Annotated in this window: 23 protein-coding genes, 1 tRNA gene and 3 pseudogenes; 19 read left to right on the top strand and 8 right to left on the bottom strand. The window is 49.7% G+C overall.

Annotated elements, in window-relative coordinates; all coding sequences use genetic code 11:
• The first annotated feature begins 177 nt into the window (after window positions 1–177).
• From ET810_RS03960 to ET810_RS03950, 3 genes are read left to right on the top strand one after another with little or no spacing between them, the layout of a single operon-like run.
• Window positions 178–375 carry a hypothetical protein gene (locus tag ET810_RS03960; protein WP_310795461.1) on the top strand — a complete coding sequence of 66 codons (198 nt, stop codon included), beginning with the start codon at window positions 178–180 and terminating at the stop codon, window positions 373–375.
• 39 nt (window positions 376–414) lie between these two features.
• Complete coding sequence (locus ET810_RS03955) at window positions 415–741, top strand: type II toxin-antitoxin system HicB family antitoxin (protein WP_087453925.1); 327 nt, start codon at window positions 415–417, stop codon at window positions 739–741.
• 34 nt (window positions 742–775) lie between these two features.
• A complete protein-coding gene (locus ET810_RS03950) occupies window positions 776–1,138 on the top strand; it encodes a recombinase family protein (protein WP_087453926.1) in 363 nt (120 codons plus the stop codon).
• Window positions 1,139–1,333: 195 nt separating this feature from the next.
• On the opposite strand, the pseudogene ET810_RS13400 reads toward ET810_RS03950, so the two are convergent.
• Window positions 1,334–1,447, bottom strand: a pseudogene (locus ET810_RS13400) (hypothetical protein); the annotation flags it as partial.
• Between the two features lie 348 nt (window positions 1,448–1,795).
• Between ET810_RS13400 and ET810_RS03945 the strand changes: the two are divergent.
• The 11 genes and pseudogenes from ET810_RS03945 (at window position 1,796) to ET810_RS13100 (ending at window position 6,744) form a co-directional block, all read left to right on the top strand.
• The gene (locus tag ET810_RS03945) at window positions 1,796–2,347 is read left to right on the top strand and encodes a hypothetical protein (RefSeq protein WP_134315892.1); all 552 of its coding nucleotides are present in this window, start codon (window positions 1,796–1,798) and stop codon (window positions 2,345–2,347) included.
• An 86-nt stretch (window positions 2,348–2,433) separates the two neighbouring features.
• Complete coding sequence (locus tag ET810_RS03940) at window positions 2,434–3,168, top strand: hypothetical protein (RefSeq protein WP_134315893.1); 735 nt, start codon at window positions 2,434–2,436, stop codon at window positions 3,166–3,168.
• Window positions 3,165–3,488, top strand: coding sequence for a type IIL restriction-modification enzyme MmeI (locus ET810_RS13120; RefSeq protein ID WP_166741064.1), 324 nt, complete (start codon window positions 3,165–3,167; stop codon window positions 3,486–3,488). Before ET810_RS03940 ends, ET810_RS13120 begins: the two co-directional genes overlap by 4 nt.
• Window positions 3,421–3,618 (top strand): type IIL restriction-modification enzyme MmeI, encoded by a 198-nt coding sequence (locus ET810_RS13115; protein ID WP_310795227.1) that lies wholly within the window; start codon window positions 3,421–3,423, stop codon window positions 3,616–3,618. Before ET810_RS13120 ends, ET810_RS13115 begins: the two co-directional genes overlap by 68 nt.
• A 10-nt stretch (window positions 3,619–3,628) precedes the next feature.
• On the top strand, window positions 3,629–4,042 hold the full coding sequence (locus tag ET810_RS13110; RefSeq protein WP_225871223.1) for a type IIL restriction-modification enzyme MmeI: 414 nt from the start codon (window positions 3,629–3,631) through the stop codon (window positions 4,040–4,042).
• A 149-nt stretch (window positions 4,043–4,191) separates the two neighbouring features.
• Window positions 4,192–4,545 (top strand): SRPBCC family protein, encoded by a 354-nt coding sequence (locus tag ET810_RS03930; RefSeq protein WP_197913452.1) that lies wholly within the window; start codon window positions 4,192–4,194, stop codon window positions 4,543–4,545.
• Between the two features lie 81 nt (window positions 4,546–4,626).
• Window positions 4,627–4,920 carry an SdpI family protein gene (locus ET810_RS13280; protein WP_221337809.1) on the top strand — a complete coding sequence of 98 codons (294 nt, stop codon included), beginning with the start codon at window positions 4,627–4,629 and terminating at the stop codon, window positions 4,918–4,920.
• Window positions 4,921–5,062: 142 nt separating this feature from the next.
• Window positions 5,063–5,662: pseudogene (locus tag ET810_RS11935) on the top strand (DNA methyltransferase).
• A complete protein-coding gene (locus ET810_RS13105; protein ID WP_404825528.1) occupies window positions 5,655–5,720 on the top strand; it encodes a hypothetical protein in 66 nt (21 codons plus the stop codon). The pseudogene ET810_RS11935 and the gene ET810_RS13105 overlap by 8 nt, the downstream one beginning before the upstream one ends.
• 66 nt (window positions 5,721–5,786) lie before the next feature.
• Entirely contained in the window at window positions 5,787–5,987 is a 201-nt protein-coding gene (locus ET810_RS12165) for a hypothetical protein (protein ID WP_197913454.1), read from the top strand.
• Window positions 5,974–6,744 carry a type IIL restriction-modification enzyme MmeI gene (locus ET810_RS13100; RefSeq protein WP_310795229.1) on the top strand — a complete coding sequence of 257 codons (771 nt, stop codon included), beginning with the start codon at window positions 5,974–5,976 and terminating at the stop codon, window positions 6,742–6,744. Before ET810_RS12165 ends, ET810_RS13100 begins: the two co-directional genes overlap by 14 nt.
• 581 nt (window positions 6,745–7,325) lie before the next feature.
• Here ET810_RS13100 and ET810_RS03910 read toward each other — a convergent pair.
• The 3 genes and pseudogenes from ET810_RS03910 to ET810_RS03900 all read right to left on the bottom strand — a co-directional run bounded on the left by ET810_RS03910 (window position 7,326) and on the right by ET810_RS03900 (window position 9,065).
• Window positions 7,326–7,399, bottom strand: a tRNA-Pro gene (locus ET810_RS03910).
• A gap of 75 nt (window positions 7,400–7,474) precedes the next feature.
• The gene (locus ET810_RS03905) at window positions 7,475–7,864 is read right to left on the bottom strand and encodes a YchJ family protein (protein WP_087453929.1); all 390 of its coding nucleotides are present in this window, start codon (window positions 7,862–7,864) and stop codon (window positions 7,475–7,477) included.
• Window positions 7,865–7,878: 14 nt separating this feature from the next.
• Window positions 7,879–9,065, bottom strand: a pseudogene (locus ET810_RS03900) (bifunctional alpha/beta hydrolase/OsmC family protein).
• Window positions 9,066–9,575: 510 nt separating this feature from the next.
• Between ET810_RS03900 and secA2 the strand changes: the two are divergent.
• The 5 genes from secA2 (at window position 9,576) to ET810_RS03875 (ending at window position 14,678) form a co-directional block, all read left to right on the top strand.
• Window positions 9,576–11,873 (top strand): accessory Sec system translocase SecA2, encoded by a 2,298-nt coding sequence (gene secA2 / locus ET810_RS03895; RefSeq protein WP_087453930.1) that lies wholly within the window; start codon window positions 9,576–9,578, stop codon window positions 11,871–11,873.
• Window positions 11,874–12,048: 175 nt separating this feature from the next.
• Window positions 12,049–12,480, top strand: coding sequence for an oxoglutarate dehydrogenase inhibitor Odhl (gene odhI, locus ET810_RS03890; RefSeq protein ID WP_087453931.1), 432 nt, complete (start codon window positions 12,049–12,051; stop codon window positions 12,478–12,480).
• Window positions 12,481–12,594: 114 nt separating this feature from the next.
• Window positions 12,595–13,350 (top strand): transcriptional regulator FtsR, encoded by a 756-nt coding sequence (gene ftsR / locus ET810_RS03885; protein WP_087453932.1) that lies wholly within the window; start codon window positions 12,595–12,597, stop codon window positions 13,348–13,350.
• A 17-nt stretch (window positions 13,351–13,367) separates the two neighbouring features.
• Complete coding sequence (locus ET810_RS03880) at window positions 13,368–13,991, top strand: bifunctional nuclease family protein (protein WP_087453933.1); 624 nt, start codon at window positions 13,368–13,370, stop codon at window positions 13,989–13,991.
• A 123-nt stretch (window positions 13,992–14,114) separates the two neighbouring features.
• Entirely contained in the window at window positions 14,115–14,678 is a 564-nt protein-coding gene (locus tag ET810_RS03875) for a MerR family transcriptional regulator (protein ID WP_087453934.1), read from the top strand.
• 150 nt (window positions 14,679–14,828) lie between these two features.
• On the opposite strand, the gene ET810_RS03870 is transcribed toward ET810_RS03875, so the two are convergent.
• From ET810_RS03870 to ET810_RS03855, 4 genes are read right to left on the bottom strand one after another with little or no spacing between them, the layout of a single operon-like run.
• Window positions 14,829–16,259, bottom strand: coding sequence for a vWA domain-containing protein (locus tag ET810_RS03870; protein ID WP_134315894.1), 1,431 nt, complete (start codon window positions 16,257–16,259; stop codon window positions 14,829–14,831).
• Window positions 16,260–16,296: 37 nt separating this feature from the next.
• A complete protein-coding gene (locus tag ET810_RS03865) occupies window positions 16,297–17,184 on the bottom strand; it encodes a hypothetical protein (RefSeq protein ID WP_087453936.1) in 888 nt (295 codons plus the stop codon).
• Window positions 17,185–17,186: 2 nt separating this feature from the next.
• Window positions 17,187–18,239 carry a hemolysin family protein gene (locus ET810_RS03860; protein ID WP_087453937.1) on the bottom strand — a complete coding sequence of 351 codons (1,053 nt, stop codon included), beginning with the start codon at window positions 18,237–18,239 and terminating at the stop codon, window positions 17,187–17,189.
• Window positions 18,239–19,639, bottom strand: coding sequence for a hemolysin family protein (locus tag ET810_RS03855; protein ID WP_087453938.1), 1,401 nt, complete (start codon window positions 19,637–19,639; stop codon window positions 18,239–18,241). The genes ET810_RS03860 and ET810_RS03855 overlap by 1 nt, the downstream gene beginning before the upstream one ends.
• Between the last annotated feature and the right edge of the window lie 11 nt (window positions 19,640–19,650).

The raw sequence follows: 19,650 nt of genomic DNA, 5'->3' as shown, positions 1-19,650 counted from the left end.
CGAACTCCCATTATTAGCTAAGCCGGCGTTTGTCTCGGCGTAAAACATGGCCACTATGGGACCCTTAACCGGCCACCTTTGCCGGGCGTTATCAAGCTGGTGTGGTCAAAATTTTCAGTAGTACTGCATATGGTACTACTTTGATGTGGGAAAAGTATTGGCGACATCGTGCGGTCAATGAAGTGGGCACCGAAGAACGTGAGGTTTGCCGATTTGGAAAGAGTCTGCGATCACTACTTTGAAAGCCGCAAGTCAAAGAAGACGTCGCATCGTACCTACAAGACCCCGTGGCTGGGCGATCCTCGTGACAATATTCAAAAACGCGAATGGCAACGCCAAGCCGTATCAGGTCAATCAAGTTCTCGAAGCGATTGAAAAACTAGGCGCACACAAGAAGGAAACGGAGTAGCCGGCATGGACATTAACAAGTACACCTATCAAGTCTCCTGGTCGGAAGAAGACCAAGAGTACGTGGCAACCGTGGCTGAGTTCCCATCATTGTCGTGGTTGGATGCAGACCGGCAACAGGCCGAGCGCGGTTTGCTTGATCTTGTCGCTGAGGTTGTCGAAGATATGGAAGCCTCCGGTGAGGTGGTTCCTATGCCATTGGGTAGTCGTCGTTACTCGGGGAAGTTCAATGTGCGCACGTCTCCGTCGCTGCATCGGCGGTTGGCTATTGCTGCCAAGGCAGAGGGAATTTCGCTGAACGCATTGGTTAACCAAAAACTTGCGTCCGTTTAGTTAGTCGCACCGCGAAGAAGTAAGGGTGAATGTCATGCTTATCGGATATGCGCATGCGTCCACGGAGAAGCAAGATCTACAGGTTCAACGAGAACAGCTTGCTACCTATGGCGTGGAGGCGGGGCGAATCTATTTTGATCATGGAGGCTCTGGCCGCAACACCCAGTGCCCCGGTCTTGGGCAGGCGATTGCGGCATGCCGTGCAGGAGACACGCTTGTTATGACGAAGCTGGATCTGCTGGCGAGCAGTGTCCACGATGCCTTTGGTATTGCGCCGGATTTGCAGCAGCGCGGTGTCGCGTTGCAGATAGGTTGCGGATGCCGCCAATCACCGTCATTGACGAGGAGGAGCTGTGTGTCCGATGAGAGCTGGAAACAGGCGGACTCAATTGGATAGTACGGGTCCATCGTCGTGATTAGTGTTTCCGTAGCGAGCACGGTAGCGATGATCGTCCATCGGGAGTATCGATAGTTTGCCTCATTCGATGCCGGTCATCCCAAAATCCGGGCGTGACGGAAAACTCAATCCATTCTGGCATCGTGCGTGCTCCTTAAATGTGCTGACCGTTAGTGGAGAACAGCGTTGGTTGTTCTATCTGCTCAGCTGATGGTTAACCCATGTCCACGCCTCATGTTCTGCGATGAACGTTGACGGAGCTTTAACAAGCCTGCCGTGTCCAAAGTTCAAACGCGCCTGAAACCGTCCGCTAGGTAAGTTTCCTTACTATGCCAATCTAGGCTAAAACCACAGGTCGACGACAACCGGGCTATGTTGTCGGATTACGGTTGTTCTGTATAGTTGTTTTTGCCCAGGTAGGTGCCCTGAAAAGGGAATAGAAAGAAAATACCCTGCTCTGAAAGTGTGAAAACACCTTCTGAACAGGGCTTTGGTCGGACTGACAGGATTTGAACCTGCGACCCCTTGAAAGTATAATTAGAAGATTATAACTGCTGTCAGGGGAGATTTATTTCCTCGTGTGTTCGCTGTAGTTTCCAGTCTATAGGACGGCGTGTCATAGGGCTCTGTACTATTTCCGTTCTTGGGTCACTAAAGATGATGGAAAAACGAAGTACAAGCACCGAAGGGACTGGAAGGCCGGTCTTGAGTTGTGGGGTCTATTACGAGGACGTTCGTCTTCTCGGACGAGCCGCTAAGACCAGTGGCCAGATTCAACTACTGGAAAAGGTTAAGAAAGAAGCCCCATTAACCGTGAAAGACTCGATGGGGCAGGAGGCTATCAATCCGCTTATCTCGGAGATTCGCTCTCAGGCAACGGCGCTTAATCAGCTTAAGGCCCTGGACCTATCGAGTCCACGGAGGAGACGACTCAATGTGCTAAGCGACGTTCTCGGGCGGGTAAGATCGCTGCTAACGCACGATGGGAGATTCGGTAGTAGTAATCGGGGACTGACTGTTGAAGACATTGCACAGCGGATTCCGACTGTAGTTCTCGAGATGTTTCCTCCGAAGGATTACAGGGTGTACTACCGGGCTTTGACTGAAGAGGTTGAGGCTGTTACTGATCCCGATGCTGGACATCTGACGATGAAGGTTGCTGAGGTACTTAGTGTTAGCCCTGCTTACTGGCTCGTTAGGTATATTTGATTGAACAAGCAATCAAGGGAGGAATTTAGTGGGTAGAGGTCTGGGGTTGACTCTCACAAGAGGACATGGAGGTTTTACAGCACAACTTGGCAGCAATTGACGAGATTCAAAAAGATGTAAGTGAATTCCTTCCCTCGCCAGCTGAGGGAAGCATCTTACATGAACTAGAATCACTGACTACTTGTGAAACTATTTCATTGTATAGATGTATGCAATTCTCATTACATCAGGCTATGGGAGACTTGGTGAGCATCCGAACTTTGTTAATTAAAGAGGATATAAAGTACGTTCCAGCATTGGAGTCGCTGCTGAGGACTGCAATGCTCGGGGATGCGAGACCAACTTGGATTTTAATTGCAGACAAGCATGATTTGCGATTATCCAGGGCTAGGCAGCTACTGCTAACTGAGCTGAGAAACGCAAAAATGGCTGCGGACAATTCTACAAAGTTTAGAGAAATGGAATTAGCCAAAGCGCCTGTGGAATTTGTCGATTTAATTACTGAAGATTACCGCAGGATGCAGGGACTCGCTAATAAAATCTCAGAAACCACGATGCTTCGAGAGTTCGCCAACGAAATGAACGCCCTCACAGAGCAAGAAGCAGGTTTGGTAAACCCAAATTTGGACGACGCTACAACGTGGCTTTGGAACACCGGGAGTGCCGCATCTCACGCTTATGGTTGGACTCAGTTAGTTGGCGCTTCAAATGCTGACAGTAGTGGTCATTACGTTGCTAATTTTGGAATCATAGTTCCATACGTGCAAGCAGCAATCGGAATTTTCCTGAACGCAAGTGCTAAACAGGATGGTTGGAAATGAGTCATGGAAGCATTCTCGTTTCCCGAGCAGTTGCAAAGAGCAACCTCGAGGATTCTGCTCACCACTGGCGCAAACGGGTAGACCAGTGGCGTGCAGACGACACAAAGCACACCGAGAAGAGATTTGCACAGTCGTTCTGGTCTGATCGGCTCCGGTGCTTCGGCGTTATCCCGGAGCGAATCGATCTGTACGAACGGGACGCTAAGCGAGCATCATCCGGCAACGACGGATACATTGACCTGTTTTGGTCCGGTGTGGTGCTGGGAGAAGCTAAGTCTTTCGGTCTATCTCACCCGGTTGTTGTTCCTGCTGTTCGGTGACGATGCCGGATTGTGGGAGGAGGACTTATTTTACCGTTTCGTTCTCAATCACACCAACGACGAGAATTTAGGTTCTCAGCTCAACGCGCTGTTCGAGGTTCTCAATACCCCCGGAGTCCAAGCGTCGTAGGGTGCCGGAGATGCTGGCTAAGTTTCCGTACGTTAACGGCTCCATCTTTGCCGATTCTTTGCCTACGGAGTATTTCGATAACGAGATGCGAGAAGCACTCCTAGCGGCTTGTCGTTTCAACTGGTCCCGTATTTCACCGGCTGTCTTCGGCTCGATGTTCCAATTGGTTAAGTCCAAAGAAGCATGTCGTGCCGATGGCGAACACTACACCAGCGAGACCAACATTTTAAAGACGATTGAACCGCTGTTCCTGGACGAACTTCGGGCAGAATCTAAGCGTCTTTTCGCTCTTGCTGATACACCAGCCAACCTTCGTAGGCTTAAGGACTTCCGGGACTCACTATCAGAGATAGTGTTCTATGACCCGGCTTGTGGATCTCGTGTCATAATTATGACAACGGCAGATAGTATCGATGAATACTAGGTTTAAGATCCTCTACAAGAAAAATAAAACATGAGATGAAATGATATTAGATCAATAAATTAATTATTTGCTCAAAAGTGTATAGGAAAAAATAAATTTATAGAGAGAGGGGCGGCTGTGGCAATTGCTAATGCAAAAGTTACTCTTTTATGTCCAATAGAAAAGTTTGGAATAGGGTAACTAGATTAAATTATTATGCCTGGAGAAGTGATTTAAAGAATATAAGAATTATAGATGAGGGGAAATTTGCGGAGATTACTAAAAGTGGAATTGAGACATATTTTAAAGTTACGGAATGTGTTAAAAATCAATGTTGGTCATTTGAGGTAGAAAACGAAAACATTAAGGGAACTTGGATTGGGAAATTCTATTCGCATGGGGATAAAACAACTTTAGATTTTACTGAAAATATAGTTTCTAAAAAACTTATATTAAAGCCGTTTATAGGTTTATATTTGAGAAAACAGCAGAAACTGTATTTTAAAGATTTAAAAAAGGGCTAAATTGTGATGAAGTGAGTTTTGTTCAGAAAATCTAAATAGTATTCATTGGGAATTATATGTCAGAATTTCTGGAGGTGAATTATGGGATTCTGGGTTTTTATTTCCATAGTAACATTACTGATATTGGCAGCATCATTATTAACGTGGTATCTATGCCCGGAATTTAAAACAAGCCATGATGTAAGCGGCTATAGAACATCACGCTCTATGAAAAACCAAGATACATGGAATTTCTCGCAGAAATATTGTGCGAAAATATCTCTGTGTATGTTTTCCTGCATTGATTATAGCTATTGCGATCATGTAGATATTTATCGGCAAGTCAATTGGTGCGATAGTGGTGGATGTGACTCGCTAGTGTATTTGTTCAAATGATGAGTTTTATTGTAATTATAATTTTTATAGAAAATGCTTTAAAGAAGCTTTTGGTGAAAGTTGAAATAGATATTAACTATAAATTCCGGTTTGTAGAACTAGCAGCCCACCTGAATTAACAAAAATTCAGCATCTGTAAGTATTGATTTTACTATACGATTTAACAGGTGGTTGTGGCAACTTCCTTGTTGTCGCTTACCGTGAGCTTCGTCAGATTGAGACGGACACAATCGTTGAGATTCGACCTCGTGAAGGCAACACCGGTATAGCGCTTGATGCGTCGTAGGAGCAGAAACTCAGTATCGGTTAGTTTTACGGATTCGAGTTGAACTGGTGGCCTGCAAAGATTGCTGAGACGGCTATGTTTTTGGTTGACCACCAAGCGAATAAGCAGTTAGCCCAGGCTATCGGAGCTGCCCTGGACAGGTTGTCTATCGAGATAACCGCTCACATCAAGTACGCCAACGCCCTAGAGCTAGACTGGTCAGAGGAACTTCCCGAGACCACTGGACAGACATACATTTTCGGTAACCCTCCCTTTATCGGTGCTCGAATCATGTCCAAGTGGCAAAAGGCTGAATTGGGAGATGCCTGGGGTAACGCTAAGGGTGCTAACCGGCTCGATTACGTTACGGCCTGGCATGCTAAGGCAAAAGGATGTATTAGCCAACCGCCACGGAGAATTTGCTTTCGTAACCACAAACTCGATTACTCAGGGGCAGTCTGTTCCTGCGTTGTTTGACCCGTTGTTGTTCCGTGAGCACTGGCGAATCAAGTTCGTCCACCGCACTTTTAGTTGAGATTCCGAAGCACCTGGTAAAGCTGCTGTCCATTGTGTGATTGTCAGATTCACCAGAGATACCTTCGTGAAGCAGCGACTCTGGGACTATCCAGATGCTAAAGGTGGGCCAGTAGAGCAACAGGTAACAGCTGGAATTAATGCCTATCTAGTCGATGGTTCGAAGGTTCTCGTTGTATCTCGTCCCGAGCCGCTCTCTAACGAACTGGCCCCGCTGTCTTCGGCAGCATGGCCAACGATGGCGGAATCTAGTCGTGGAACAAGATGAATATGACGCTGTTAAGTCCGATGCAACAGCGGCTAAGTACCTCCGGTCGTTCCGAGGATCTAGTGAGATGCTTCACAAGCTAAAGTGCTGGTGTCTATGGTTAGAAGATCTCAATCCAGGCGACCTTGCAACTTCTTCGGTGCTGAAGTCTCGACTGAAGAATACTCGGAACCACAGATTGGAGAGCAGTAGGGAGGCAACTCGAAAGTTGGTTGAAATACCTCGCCTGTTCGGAGAGCGTAGGCAACCTGAAACAGAGTATCTAGCGCTGCCGAAGGTTGTGAGCGAGACGCGCCGGTATTTCACCGTGCAGCGCTATGGGCCCGAACTAATCTATTCTGAACTGCTGTTTCATGTTGAAGACGAAGACAGCCTTATGTTTGCGCTGGCTTCTTCCTTGATGTTCATCGCGTGGCAAAAGACTGCAGGAGGCCGTTTGAAGTCGGGTCTCCGATGCTCAAACACTCTGGTGTGGAATACCTTTCCAGTCCCCGAGCTGGACGATGACACCCGTACGAAAATTATCGAGGCCGGTAAGAAGGCCCTAGAAGCCTGTGAACCTCACCCGGAGGGGAAGAGATCGCTAGCCAACCACTATAATCCGTTGGCTATGGACCCTGCTCTTCTCAAGGCACACGATGTCCTGGACCGAGTGGTTGATAAGGCTATGGGAACACCGAAGAAGCTCACCACGGAGAAGCAGCGTCAAGAGATTCTGCTCGCTAACTACGCAAGGATGATGAGTGAGTACGCCTAGAGCGGATTCCGAGCTGCACTACCTGTTTTAAGTCGATTTTGCTAGCATCTGAACAGCGGGTTTAGAAAGGTCATTTCGCTTAAATTGATTTTCAGAGCTTTTGGTAAGGCCTTGAAGGTTGGTTTTCAGCATCCGAGGAACTAAAGAGCTTAAAACGGCTACTGAGGCATCGTTTTTCCCGCGAAGTTTCGGATGGTCCGAGAGGGGCTCGGGGTAGGTCACGGCTGCAGAAGACCACCAGAGGCGCTCTGTACTGCCCAAAAATGTGAACTCGTGCTTTTCAGCCTTCCGGCAAGAGCGACAGCGATTATTCGCCGAGGGCTGAGATGATGCCCAACCTGTTTCGAGGTCTTGGCCCTGGACAACTTCACCACCTCTGTCAGAGGAGCTACCGGAATCAACGGGCAGTGCAACCCGTGCAAGGTGCAATCCCAATCAGACCGCTACCAAGGATTGTAATTTCGAGGTTTAGACCCTCAACCACTGTTTCGGGCGTGCCATAAAGGATACATGTTCTGAGCAGGTGCTATGAAAATAAAACCAGTCCAAAGCTGTTATAAATGCTCTGAACTTATACTTTGTCGGACTGACAGGATTTGAACCTGCGACCCCTTGACCCCCAGTCAAGTGCGCTACCAAGCTGCGCCACAGTCCGATGTTGTTTTTGACAACTGCTATAGGTTACATCATTGTGATTGTAGAATGCGAATTCGCAGGTAAAGGTAGGAAATTAGGTGACTATTCCGTCGACGTAGGTCCAGAGGCCGTCGACACGGGTTAACCGGGAGTGCTCGTGGTGTTTTCCTCGTGATCCTTCAAATTCATAAAATGCGGTAAATTCTACGATTCCTTCAGTGTCCAGTAAACCGCCCCGTATGGAGTCGTGAATGATGAGTCGTGTCCATATGGGGTCGGGATCAAGTTCTAGGCCCGCAGGTCGAGTTGAGGGGTGCGACGTTGCGACGAGATACTGTGGGTTCTCTAGCGCAAAAGCGGTAAACCGCGACCTCATAAGGGCGGTCGCGGTGGGAGCAGTCTTGGAGAAGCTAAGGAAAGGCTGGCAGCATTCGTTCAAAGGCAACGACGTCATGCATGGGCAAGTTATGGTCTGGTGAGACATGGGGATTGCCTGTACTAGCGGGTGAGATCGTCGATAGCGATATTTTCGCTGAGCAATGCTTCAATTTCGTTATTTTTAACTGCGGCGAGCAATATGTTCCGCTCTTCCTGTGACAGTTCTCCCACGAGATCGATCTCCCGGCGCAGCTGAACGCTGCCGTCAGTGGTAGGTGTTTTTTCCACGGTAACGTTGACGTTTTTCAAGGAAGAGATGCGCTTTTCTTTAGCGGCAACCCTTATCGCTTGCGAGGATGCCGATGCTAGAGCAGAGACAATGAGCCCTGTTGGTGAGTAGCCGAGATTCTTTCCGCCTTGTGCCTTTTCCCTGTCAGTGGTGAAGCTATGGATGCCGGTTTGCACACGATCTGTGAATCTACCAGCAGGAATGGAGCGGGCAATAGCTGTAGTTTCGGAGACTGTGTCGGAATTCTCGGAGCTGCTTTCAACGGTGAGGTGCTGTTCAGCCCATGTATGGATAATGCGTGCAGCGTGCTGTGCGGCCCCTTGTTTTGTGACCAGGTGATCTACTTTATGGAGTGCAACAAGAGACTTTGGATAGCGGGTTGTGCGGAAAATGAGCTGTGCATTGTCCACTCCGACTGTTGTGTCAGTGGGGGAGTGCAGGATCAGCAAAGGCTTGCGCAGTCGAGGGAGGTAGGCCTCGGGGTTGGTTTCTGCAAGATCTTCGAGGAAGTCTCGTGAGATGGTGATGTCACGTCCGCCGAGCAACAGTGTGACGGCCCCGGTCTCGTCGACTTCGCTAATCCTGTCGGCAAAGTGCAGGACTGCGTGGGCAGGGTCAAAAGGTGCGCCGATTGTCGCAACCGCTTTGATGCTTGGCATGTCGGTTGCTGCTTTTAGGGAGGCGGCTCCTCCGAGTGAGTGCCCTATGAGCAGTTGTGGGGCGGTGTAATTGTCCGTTAGCCACTGTGCTGCAGCGCGGATGTCTTCCACATTTTCACTGAAACAGGTGTCTGCAAAGTTTCCTTCCGATTGACCAAGTCCGGGGAAATCGAAACGAAGGCAAGCGATACCAAGATCCGCCAAAGTTTTAGATACTCGTGCGGCTGCTGGAGTGAATCGGGAACCGGTAAAGCAGTGTGCAAAAAGCGCGAAGGCCGTAGGTGGTGCGTCTGGAAATCGATGGTCCCAGTCATCTGGTATCCCTTGCTGGAAGGTACCTTCACGCTTACAGAATGCATTCCATACTCCTCGCCGGATATGACTTTATAGTGGCATCCCTTTGGGGCTCTCTGGCCTTGAAGTTGGGATGTACAAGGCCACATATCCTATGAAGGCATGAGAAAGCATCCCTGAGGGTAAGGGACGATGTTCATCAGCATATCTGGAAAAGTTCTGAAAGATGGCGACGGTTTGTGTATCTGTCTCCTAATTCAAAATGGGGTACCTTGTGCTGCGTGCGTCACGTGAGACTAATTTTTGGTTAATGCTCACCCAAAGCGTGGGAAGGGGCAAGGGGAGGGTCTAGGTTTCTTTAATTAGTATGACTGTATACTAAGTTTTATTAAATTTCCGATTGATTTTGTTTTACTTCTGTACCGGCTAGATCATGACATTGATGATTGATGAGGATGTTTGACGGTCCTTTTATGCTCTGACTGTGCTGCGATGGGGTAGAACTAAACAAGGAAAATACTGCTGTAAAGGCACTGTGAAAAGCATTGCGTGTGCAAGGAGAAGGGACATCTACCGTGGCGGGCTTTGACTGGTTTTGGAAAGCAATGGGTGGAAAAGCTAGCCGAAGCCAAGCTAAAAGCCTGGGTATCGTCGAGCAAGCGCAGTCGCGGATAACTGCTTTTGAGTCTTTGGATGACGCGCAGTTGCGAGAGACGGCTGTACAGCTAGCCGAATCTGGTCAGATAAAGAATCAGGCCGAGTTTTTGGCAGTGCTGAGCCTGGCGTCTTCTCGGACACTGGGCCTCACACCTTTCCCGGTTCAACTGCAGGCTGTTCTCCGGCTATTAGACGGAGACGTGATCCAGATGGCTACCGGTGAAGGAAAAACCCTGGTCGGCGCGATGGCTGCTACCGGGTATGCGCTCATGGGCAAGTCAGTTCATGTGATCACTGTTAATGATTATCTTGCAGAGAGAGACGCGCAGTGGATGGCCCCGCTGGTTAGCTTTTTTGGTGTGACCGTGTCCTCGATTACGGAATCGAAGACTGCGGAGGAGCGTCGTCAAGCTTATAGCTGCGATATCGTTTATGGCCCCGTTAATGAGATCGGTTTTGACGTTTTACGGGACCAGCTCATTACACACCGTAAAGATGCGGTTCAGCATGGGGCGGACGTGGCAATTGTCGATGAGGCCGATTCTGTTTTGGTCGACGAGGCCCTCGTTCCGCTCGTTTTGGCCGGAAATGAGCCCGGAGCTGCGCCTGGGGGGAGGGTGACCGAGGTCGTACGTCGTCTTAAAGAAGGTGAGCACTACACGCTTGACGACGATCGTCGCAACGCTTTCCTCACTGAAGACGGCGCGGCTCTTGTCGAACAAGCACTGGGAATTAATAGCCTTTACGACGATCAACACGTGGGCACAACACTGGTACAAGTTAATCTTGCGCTGCACGCTAAAGCACTGCTGATTAGAGACGTTCACTACATTGTCAGGGACGGAAAAGTTGCTTTGATCGACGCTTCCAAGGGGCGTATAGCGGAATTGCAGCGTTGGCCCGACGGCGTGCAGGCGGCGGTAGAGGCAAAAGAAGGATTGGCGGTCACTGAAGGGGGGCGGATCCTGGACACAATGACCTTGCAGGCGCTGATGGGGCGGTATCCGTTGGTTTGCGGCATGACGGGTACGGCGGTTGCTGCAACAGATCAGCTGCGGCAATTCTATGACCTCAGAGTGTCTGTAATAGAGTCGAATGTTCCGTCGCAGCGTTTTGACGAGGCTGATCGTGTGTACGCCACGATTGAAGAAAAATTTGATGCCCTTGTTCGGGAAATCTCTGCGATTCATGCGACGGGGCAACCGGTGCTGGTAGGAACTCAAGATGTCTCAGAATCTGAGAGACTGGCAAGAGCGCTGCGAGACCTTGACATTGAGGTAAGCGTTCTCAACGCTAAAAACGATGCTGAAGAGGCCCGTATTATCGCAGAAGCCGGCGACTTTGGGCGGGTCACAGTCTCAACACAAATGGCCGGGCGAGGCACTGACATCAAACTCGGTGGGGCGCAGGAGTCGGATCGCGCTGAAGTTGCCAATACGGGTGGTTTAGCTGTGATCGGAACGGGACGTCACAGGACCTCGCGCCTTGATGACCAACTGCGGGGGCGTGCGGGCCGACAAGGCGATCCGGGGCTGTCCTTATTCTTTGTCTCGCTGGAAGATGACGTCGTCGCAGTCGGCGGTGCTGGGGAAGAGGTGAAAGCTCGCCCTGAGGCCGATGGGCGGATCGATTCCAAACGCATCAACGATTTTATTGCACATTGTCAGAGAGTGACTGAAAGTCAACTATTAGAGATTCACTCTCAGACGTGGAAGTACAACAAGCTGCTTGCGGATCAACGCGTGATCATTGACGAGCGGCGAAACGACCTGTTGGACACAAATAAAGCATGGGAAGAGCTTGCCCAGGCAAACCCTGAGCGAGCTGAATCATTAGTGCAAGAAAAAATTAGTTCTGATGTACTGCATCAAGCCGCCAGAGACATCATGCTCTACCACCTTGATCGGTGCTGGAGCGACCATCTGGCAATCATGGATGACGTACGGGAATCGATTCACCTGCGGGCAATTGCGAGGGAAACTCCTATCGACGAATATCACAGGATCGCTGTGCGGGAATTCAAGCAATTAGCTCAGAGGGCGGTTGATGAAGCCGTGAAAACATTTGCAAGCGTCACTATTGATGCAGACGGTGTGCATTTGGAAGCACATGGCCTGGCTCGTCCCTCAGCTACGTGGACCTATATGGTCAGCGATAACCCCTTGTCCGGTAACGGAAATTCTGTACTGCGGGGAATCGGTAGTATTTTCCGGTAGATTAGTAGCGTTTGGTGGAATTGCTCCACGACTTAAGAATGCCTAAGAAGTCACTGGTGTTATCTCTTTGTTACCAGTAGTACTTCTTCATCAGTAGTTCTCTAGGGCTATGATGTAAACCATTGACTGAAAGTTCGAATTTTATTCGAAGCTCGTTTGACTCGGAGGTTGAATAATGAGTGACAACAGCGCTGCTTCTGACGTGCAAGTAGAGACCACGTCGGTTTTCCGTGCAGATCTGCTCAAGGAAATGGAGTCCGGTGCGAACGCGACGCCGGCCACTGGTAGCGATGTCACCCCGCCTTCCGGTTCAGGGATGCTTGTTGTTAAGCGCGGCCCAAATGCTGGCGCTCGGTTCCTTTTGGATCGCGAAACTATAACGGCAGGACGCCACCCGGAGAGCGATATTTTCCTTGATGATGTCACCGTGTCGCGCCGACACGCTGAATTCCGTTTGCAGGATGGTTCCTTTGAGGTTGTTGACGTGGGAAGCCTTAACGGAACTTACGTCAACCGCGAGCCTAGGAATTCAGAAGTTTTGTCTTCCGGAGATGAAGTTCAGATCGGCAAGTTCCGTCTCGTCTTCATCGAGGGCTCCAAGAGCTAAAAACTCCGCAACCGTTCTTACCACTGCTTGTGAGCGTTTATGCTCCTAAAGTAATCTGTTTAAAAATTGTTGCTTTCCGTTAGTACACCCACCACACCGAGAAACGAAGCATAGATGAGTGCACTTCCTCAGAGCTCTGGTTCCCAACCCGTCGTTCCAGGGCAACATCGCCCCCGAACTGGTAACAAGACCATGTCTATTGGAGTGGTCCTGGATAAACTGACAGCAGAATTTCCCGATGTGACTGTTTCCAAAATCCGGTTTTTGGAAGCAGAGGGGCTTATCGCACCAAAAAGGACGGCCTCGGGATACCGACGCTTTACCCATGATGATGTAGAGCGTCTTCGGTATATCTTGGTCACCCAGCGTGACAATTATCTTCCACTGAAAGTAATTCGCGAGCAGCTGGAAGCTATGGATTCCGGTGCCGTGACTCCGATAAGCCGTGGCGGAGATGCAAAGCCGATCGTCAGCCCGGAGAATTTTCGGGCTCCGGTGGCAACTCGCCTGAGCGATCACGATGTTGTTGAGCGCAGTGGTGCAGAATTATCTTTGTTACAAGAACTAAGCTCGGCGGGGATTATTCGCCCTGATAACTCCGGCTTTTTTACTGCAGATGATGTGCAGATAGTGGCTATTGCCTCCCAACTAAAAGAGTTTGGGTTTGATGTGCGACACCTAAAGTCTTTGAAAAATACTGCGAGCCGTCAAGCAGACTTTATTACTCGTGCAGCTACTCCCACCGCTCGTTCTAAGAGTGATGGTGCTAAGCAGCGTGCAGAGGAGATGTCGCAGCAGATGAGTGCGCTTGTCGTTTCCCTCAATGCGACGCTGGTAAAAACGATGGTCCGCAACGAGCTTGGTCAGTAGCGACGGTTTTTAACACAATGTCTTTTTGCGAGATGGAGTATCACTCCGTTCATGTTTTATCCCCGGATAACGACCCGTGCATTATCCTGCGCTGGCCTGAGCGTAACCGGATCCTTCCTATATGGATCGAAGAAACTGAAGCCTTTGCCATTGCTGCAAGGGATGAAGATGAACAGTTCGGTTCTCGCCGTCCACTGACTCACGACGTGCTCATTCATGCACTGTCCCGGATTGGTAGTCCAGTTGTAGAGCTAAGGATTGCGAGTTGCCACGAAGGTGTATTTCTTTGCTCTCTCGTATTATCTGACGGGGAAGAGATTGATTGTCGCCCTTCTGACGGGATCACAGTTGCCCGTATGCTGGGGGTTCCTGTGATGGCGGAAGAAGCCATGCTTAATCAGGTAAGCGTCTTTCTTAATGAGACAGATCTTGAAGCATATCTAGGCATCACGGTAGAAAGTGATGGGGAAGTTCCCTCGCTTTCTGCGTCAGGAAACTCTGAAGCAGACGCTGACTTCTTGCGACTCATGGCCGATCTTGGAATGGCAGAGGATGAGCTCTTTATCGAATCGCCACCCGATACCTTGGAAGGCTATACTGATGATTCCCCTGGTTCCCCGGATAGCGACAAGGGGAAATAAGTCTAAACTTCAACTTGAGGTTTAACTTTTGGGCGTGTCGCGAGTTTTCTTCTTGACGTTGTTCTACCCTTGGCTAAGAATAGAAAGCAAGGCTCAACGCGAAAGCCAGAAATCGCAGGGAGAATGACCGTGACTGAAGAGACCGCAAGAAATAGTACCCCGGTACAGGAAGCCCTTTTTGATATGGGGCCAGACGAGGAAGTCGGCTACCGGGTTCCTATCGCTTGTCAGGTTTCTGGTATCACATACCGTCAGCTCGATTATTGGGCACGCACCAAGCTCGTAGAACCTACCATCCGTACAGCACGTGGCTCTGGCTCGCAGCGTCTTTATTCGTTTAAAGACATTTTGGTTCTAAAAATTGTGAAGCGACTGCTCGATACCGGTATTTCCCTGCAGAATATCCGTCTTGCTGTAGATAAGCTTCGTAACCGTGGTGTCGATGACCTAGCAGAGATTACTTTGGTTTCTGATGGCACTACAGTGTACGAGTGTCGCTCCAATGAAGAAGTCATTGACCTTCTGGGCGGAGGACAGGGTGTCTTTGGTATCGCCGTTCCCGGAATCGTTCGCGAGCTAACCGGAACGATTTCGGCTTTCCCTTCGGAGAAAATCAGTGACCTTATGGATGACAACGTCGTAGGCGTTGATGAGCTTGCTGCCCGTCGCAGGAGGAAGACCTCCTAAAACACAATGATGTAAAAGGTGTTCCCCCAACGGGCCAGATCCGTTGGGGGAACACCTTTTTTATATGGAGCTTGGGCAACATCTTGTGATAATTAACCCTGTGATATTAACCGGATCACACGAATGAAGGTGGCCCGGTGACAGAAGCTTTTAGAGCTGCGCTGCTTTATCGATCGCTGCTTTGAGCTGTAGCGGGTCCTCTACAGTTTGTGCAGATCCATCGCTTGCTTGCGCAGCTTGTGCGAGCTCCTGATCTACTGGAGCGGTTCCGACATGCACCACATTGATGCGCAGCTGATCGTTCTTAGGGATAGTAGCAAGTGAAACAGCAGGATCGTCCGTACCGCTGGTGACAATGACAAGGTTGACAGCATGACCTTCTCGGATACGTGCATCGGCGACGGACAATGCAGCCACGGTTGCCTCATGAGTAAGCGGGTGCCCGCCTAAGCCAAACTCCTGAATAACTCGGGAAATGGTTTCTGCCGGTTGAGCAGTGCCAAAGCCGATATTGTCACGCCAACCATGGGTTGCGCCGTGGCTAAGAGGTGAGGAGTAATTCCACAGTGCCAGGCTTTTCCCTAGGTTTTCTAGCTTCATTGAAGCCTGAATAATTGCCTGCGCAGAATGGGACTGCCAAGAATCGCCATCCGAAGCTGGTTTAGCCATGTTCACCGAGGTGTCCAATAAAAATAAGGTGTCGGTTGGCTGTGCAGGAGGTGCGGATTCTGATTTATCGCCGCCTTCTGGCGCCTGGGTCTGTAGCGTAGCGAGTACCTCTGCTGCAGTTACAGATTCCGGGGAAGCCTTGTCTGTTGGTTTTGCACCTGCAGCATTATCGGCTATTGCAGCACCAAAATCTGCGCCTGCCCGGATAGTGTCTTCCTGTACTTTATCCGTAGCATTCAATGCGACAGAGCGTAGCGGTTTGGTCAGACCATCTGCGGGGACAAAGGAATAATCAGAAGGAAGATGAGATTCCGCGATGGCGATCGTCTCTGATTGCTGTTGTGTGGCTTCTTCTATGGTCAGATGTAGGGAACCACCCAGCGCGTTTTTTGTGGCTTCAACGTTATTTGCATGGAGTTTTGCTGCAACAAGCGCGCTCGCCACTGCATCCGAGCTCATCGGATAAGCAACGTTGGTCACTGAATCAAATGAAGCTAGCCCAGTTTTACTCGCTACTCCCACCTTGTCCGTGGCAACTGTAGGCCATTCAAGAGTGGCCGGGGAGCGTGAGGCTTTTTTCAACTCTTGATTTATTGTGTTGTCCGATTCGCTGCTGAGATAGACACCGGCCGTCGCGATGTCGTCGCTAAGCTTTGCGACGACACAGTGATCACGGACAGTACGGCCGGCTTCGTTGTAGGCGTCGATAACTTTTTGCGCAGCACCTTTGTCGCTGGAAGCAACCGGAAGGACTAGTTCGCCTTGAATACAGTCTTTTGCTGCAGAAGTAGAAGAATTCTTGGTGTTAAGCCACCACAGAACACCAGAGACAAGGACGATGATCGCAACGACAAGCCCAATAAGGCCCTTGGACACCGAGTAATTGTTTTTGCCATTGGAGTGCTTTGCCACGGGTTCCTCCACCTTTCGAGGTTGCTATCACAGCGCGCTATCCAGTTAGTGTAGCGTTCCGAGCCTCTCTAATGACGGCGACAAGCCGGTTCCTTAACGGAACTGCCCGTTGTGATAATGCACGTTGCCGCGCTACATATTCGGCTTTTCCTTCAGGAGTTTCGATGGGAACCACCCCCAAGCCGTAATCTCTACAGTCATATGGCGAGGCTTCCATGTCTAAAATTCGAGCATCCCAGGCAAGTTCGAATGTATCGAGCCACAGTTCGCCGGATACGAGTGGCCCCAGTTTTGTGGCCCACTTATATAAGTCCATGGCTGCATGAACACAAGCGCGTTGATCGAAACTCGGCTGATCCTCACGGGACAAAATGGTGAAGTTAAGCGGTCTCGCTGAGGGGGTGAAAAAGCGAAAAGCATCGAAATGAGTGCATTTGATAGCGCTGTTTTCCACCACCTTATTGGTTTCGCTAGCTCCCAGGCGTAGTGGTAGATCGTGGCGAGGTCGATCAGCTTGGTAGACCATCGCCCATTCGTGTAGCCCGAAACAGTCGAAATGCACTGGATTATCGTTGGTTGAGACCAATAAATCCTCTATGTATGACATTGCTCGACCACGATGAGCCCAAAAAGAATGAACATCTACCGATGTCGAGTGGTGTGTTGTCACATAGTTTTTCCATTGCGTATGCGGGGGTTCACAGTCATTTTCATGAATAAGATGCACACCAAAACCTGGGTGCCAGCGCTCCAAGTGAGCTATGCGCACGGGATAGTATTCAAAAAGAAAATCAAATACAGGATGTTTAGCGCCACTTTTCCTCCGCGTGAGGTGCTCGGCAGTATAGCTACGCGCACGTTCACGATGCGCGATGCTCCGCGCTTGCCATTCTTCGGGGGTTAGCTGTATGTGAGGCTGTGCCATCATCATCCCTGTTCATGCGTCCAATCGGAGAAAGTACCTACGTATTCCTCGATAAGGTCTTCTAGCGTAATCACACCCAGCAGTGATCCTCGGTCGCGGACCTGTGCCATATGGGCTGATTTTTTATGCATGAGCTGAAGAGCTTCATCCATCGTTCCGGTAGCGGCGACGATAGTTAGTGGCCTGATTTCTGAGCGGTGGATGATGTGATCGGGTGTGTCAGTATCAAAACGGTCCAAAATATCCTTGACATGCACATAACCGATATAGGAACCATCTTTACCCATCACAGGAAAACGAGAAAAACCGGTCTCTGCGACGGCTTGCTCAAGGTCGCTTAGCTTGGGGCCACGGGTACCAAAATCAAGGGTTCTTACGCGTGATAATGGGATAAGAGCCTCTTTTATAGAACGGTCTTCCACTCTGAGCGCTTTGTTGAGTCGAGCATGCTCTTCAGCATCCAGGAAGCCTTCTGAGCGTGATTCAGAGATCATCGTGGCTAGTTGATTTGGATCAACGGTGGAATCAAGCTCATCTTTTTGCTCAATGCCGAAAGCCTTCAACGTGATCCGCGCAGACCAGTTCATCAAGGCTAAAAATGGTCGAGTGATTTTGCAAAAGACAATAAGCGTGGGAATGAGCCACAACGCAAGTGTTTCTGGGCCCGCTAACGAGATGTTTTTGGGGACCATCTCGCCGAACAAGATATGCAGGAAGGTGATGATACCCAAGGCAATGACAAACGAGGTGGGATGTAAAAGATGCGCAGGTAGGCCTAAGGAAGCAAAAGGTTCTTCGATAAAACGAGCAATGGCGGGTTCGGCTACTTTACCGAGGATCAAGGAACAAATCGTGATACCAAACTGGCATGCAGCCAGCATGATAGAGAGGTGTTCGGTGGCATACAGTACCCGTTTTGCCCCAGGTCTTCCTTGTGAAATGAGATTTTCGATGCGGTCTTTTCTTGAAGAAATCAGAGCGAATTCAGCTGCGACAAAGTAAGCGTTGGCCAACAATAAAACAGCTATTAATGCGATAGCAGTGAGGAGATTCATCAGTTATCCTCCTCGTTTGCGTTAGTAAAACGAGCGGCTTCCTCGTCTGTAATAGGGGAGAGAATCACTCTATCTACTCGTCTATCTTCCATAACAGTTACTTTGGCTATCCAGCGCCCCTTATAGCCAGACTCAAACTCGGCAAGAAACGGATTATCGCTTTCGGGGGCAAGGATCTCGTCATTAACTTTTGGTATGCGTCCCAGAACGCACATGACTAAGCCTCCCAGAGTTTCATAGGGACCTTCGGGAGCAAAATAGCCGACCTTTTCAGCTAGCTCATCAAGCCTAACCAGACCAGATACTTCCCAACTAGAACCAAAGCGCTGGAAATCTCGTTCAGATTCTGCGTCGTCGTGTTCGTCGTAGACTTCTCCCAGAATTTCTTCCACTACGTCTTCGATCGTGATCAGCCCTGCGGTGCCTCCGTATTCATCGGCAACCAAAATGATCTGAGAACCGGCTGATCTGACGGCATTAAGCACGGAGTCCCCGTCAAGGCTCGCTGGAATTATGGGAACAGGTCGAGCCAGTGAACTTAAAAGAACGGAGTGACGCTGGTCTTTGGGAACGGAAAATGCATCTTTAAAGTGAACAACGCCAATCGTGTCATCGAGATCACCACGGATAACAGGGAAACGAGAATGCCCCGTTTCTATAGCAAGATTGATCAAGTCGATAACAGTAGAGTCTTCGCTAAGTGTCTCGACCGTCGACCGCGGGGTCATGAGTTCTTCAGCGGTGGTCTCGCCAAACTTCAAAGATCGATCTAGGACCAGAGCAGTATTTTCATCTATATCGCCTGTTTCCGCGGAGCTACGGACCAATGCAGTCAATTCTTGGGTTGATCTGGCTGTGGCCAGTTCGTCGGCTGGCTCAATGCCAAGCTTGCGCACGGTCCAGTTCGCTGACTTGTTTAACGTGTTGATGAAGCCTTTAAATACGGTATTGAACGCATTGACGGGGCCAACAACATGTCGTGCTGTACCGAGCGGATTGGTGATCGCAATATTTTTGGGGACTAGTTCACCGAAAACCATGGACAGTAGAGTTGCAATGATAAGTGCCAAGACTAGAGCGACTGCAGTGCTCGCAGTATGGGGGAGCCCGAATAACGCCAAAAGAGGCGTAAGAAACTTGGCCAGGACAGGCTCGGCCAAGTAGCCCGTAGCGAGTGTCGTGATCGTGATGCCAAGCTGCGCGCCAGAGAGAACGAAAGAGAGGTTTTGATAGTCACGCTGAACCGCTAGTGACTTCTTATCCCCGCGCTCACGTACGTCGTTCTCGATTGTTGAGCGTTCGAGGCCCGTGAGCGCAAACTCAACAGCAACGAATAAGCCAGTGCTTGCTGTTAGAAGCACAAAGCCAAAAAGTGAAAGGATACTTATCAATATGTCCATTGTTAGATGCG

The sequence above is a fragment of the Corynebacterium silvaticum genome (assembly GCF_004382825.2).
In the GTDB taxonomy this organism is placed as follows: Bacteria; Actinomycetota; Actinomycetes; order Mycobacteriales; family Mycobacteriaceae; genus Corynebacterium; species Corynebacterium silvaticum.
This window is presented reverse-complemented; position numbering and strand designations above follow the sequence as displayed.

What these genes read in the sequence shown, in the direction of transcription:
- ET810_RS03865 (WP_087453936.1), bottom strand. Translation starts at nt 17,184, where the DNA reads ATGGCACAGCCTCACATACAGCTAACCCCCGAAGAATGGCAAGCGCGG.
- ET810_RS13110 (WP_225871223.1), top strand. Translation starts at nt 3,629, where the DNA reads ATGCTGGCTAAGTTTCCGTACGTTAACGGCTCCATCTTTGCCGATTCT.
- odhI (WP_087453931.1), top strand. Translation starts at nt 12,049, where the DNA reads ATGAGTGACAACAGCGCTGCTTCTGACGTGCAAGTAGAGACCACGTCG.
- ET810_RS03855 (WP_087453938.1), bottom strand. Translation starts at nt 19,639, where the DNA reads ATGGACATATTGATAAGTATCCTTTCACTTTTTGGCTTTGTGCTTCTA.
- ET810_RS03875 (WP_087453934.1), top strand. Translation starts at nt 14,115, where the DNA reads ATGACCGTGACTGAAGAGACCGCAAGAAATAGTACCCCGGTACAGGAA.
- ftsR (WP_087453932.1), top strand. Translation starts at nt 12,595, where the DNA reads ATGAGTGCACTTCCTCAGAGCTCTGGTTCCCAACCCGTCGTTCCAGGG.
- ET810_RS03945 (WP_134315892.1), top strand. Translation starts at nt 1,796, where the DNA reads ATGATGGAAAAACGAAGTACAAGCACCGAAGGGACTGGAAGGCCGGTC.
- ET810_RS03955 (WP_087453925.1), top strand. Translation starts at nt 415, where the DNA reads ATGGACATTAACAAGTACACCTATCAAGTCTCCTGGTCGGAAGAAGAC.
- ET810_RS03880 (WP_087453933.1), top strand. Translation starts at nt 13,368, where the DNA reads ATGTCTTTTTGCGAGATGGAGTATCACTCCGTTCATGTTTTATCCCCG.
- ET810_RS13280 (WP_221337809.1), top strand. Translation starts at nt 4,627, where the DNA reads ATGGGATTCTGGGTTTTTATTTCCATAGTAACATTACTGATATTGGCA.
- ET810_RS03930 (WP_197913452.1), top strand. Translation starts at nt 4,192, where the DNA reads ATGTCCAATAGAAAAGTTTGGAATAGGGTAACTAGATTAAATTATTAT.
- ET810_RS13120 (WP_166741064.1), top strand. Translation starts at nt 3,165, where the DNA reads ATGAGTCATGGAAGCATTCTCGTTTCCCGAGCAGTTGCAAAGAGCAAC.
- ET810_RS03950 (WP_087453926.1), top strand. Translation starts at nt 776, where the DNA reads ATGCTTATCGGATATGCGCATGCGTCCACGGAGAAGCAAGATCTACAG.
- ET810_RS03905 (WP_087453929.1), bottom strand. Translation starts at nt 7,864, where the DNA reads ATGTCTCACCAGACCATAACTTGCCCATGCATGACGTCGTTGCCTTTG.
- ET810_RS03860 (WP_087453937.1), bottom strand. Translation starts at nt 18,239, where the DNA reads ATGAATCTCCTCACTGCTATCGCATTAATAGCTGTTTTATTGTTGGCC.
- ET810_RS03960 (WP_310795461.1), top strand. Translation starts at nt 178, where the DNA reads ATGAAGTGGGCACCGAAGAACGTGAGGTTTGCCGATTTGGAAAGAGTC.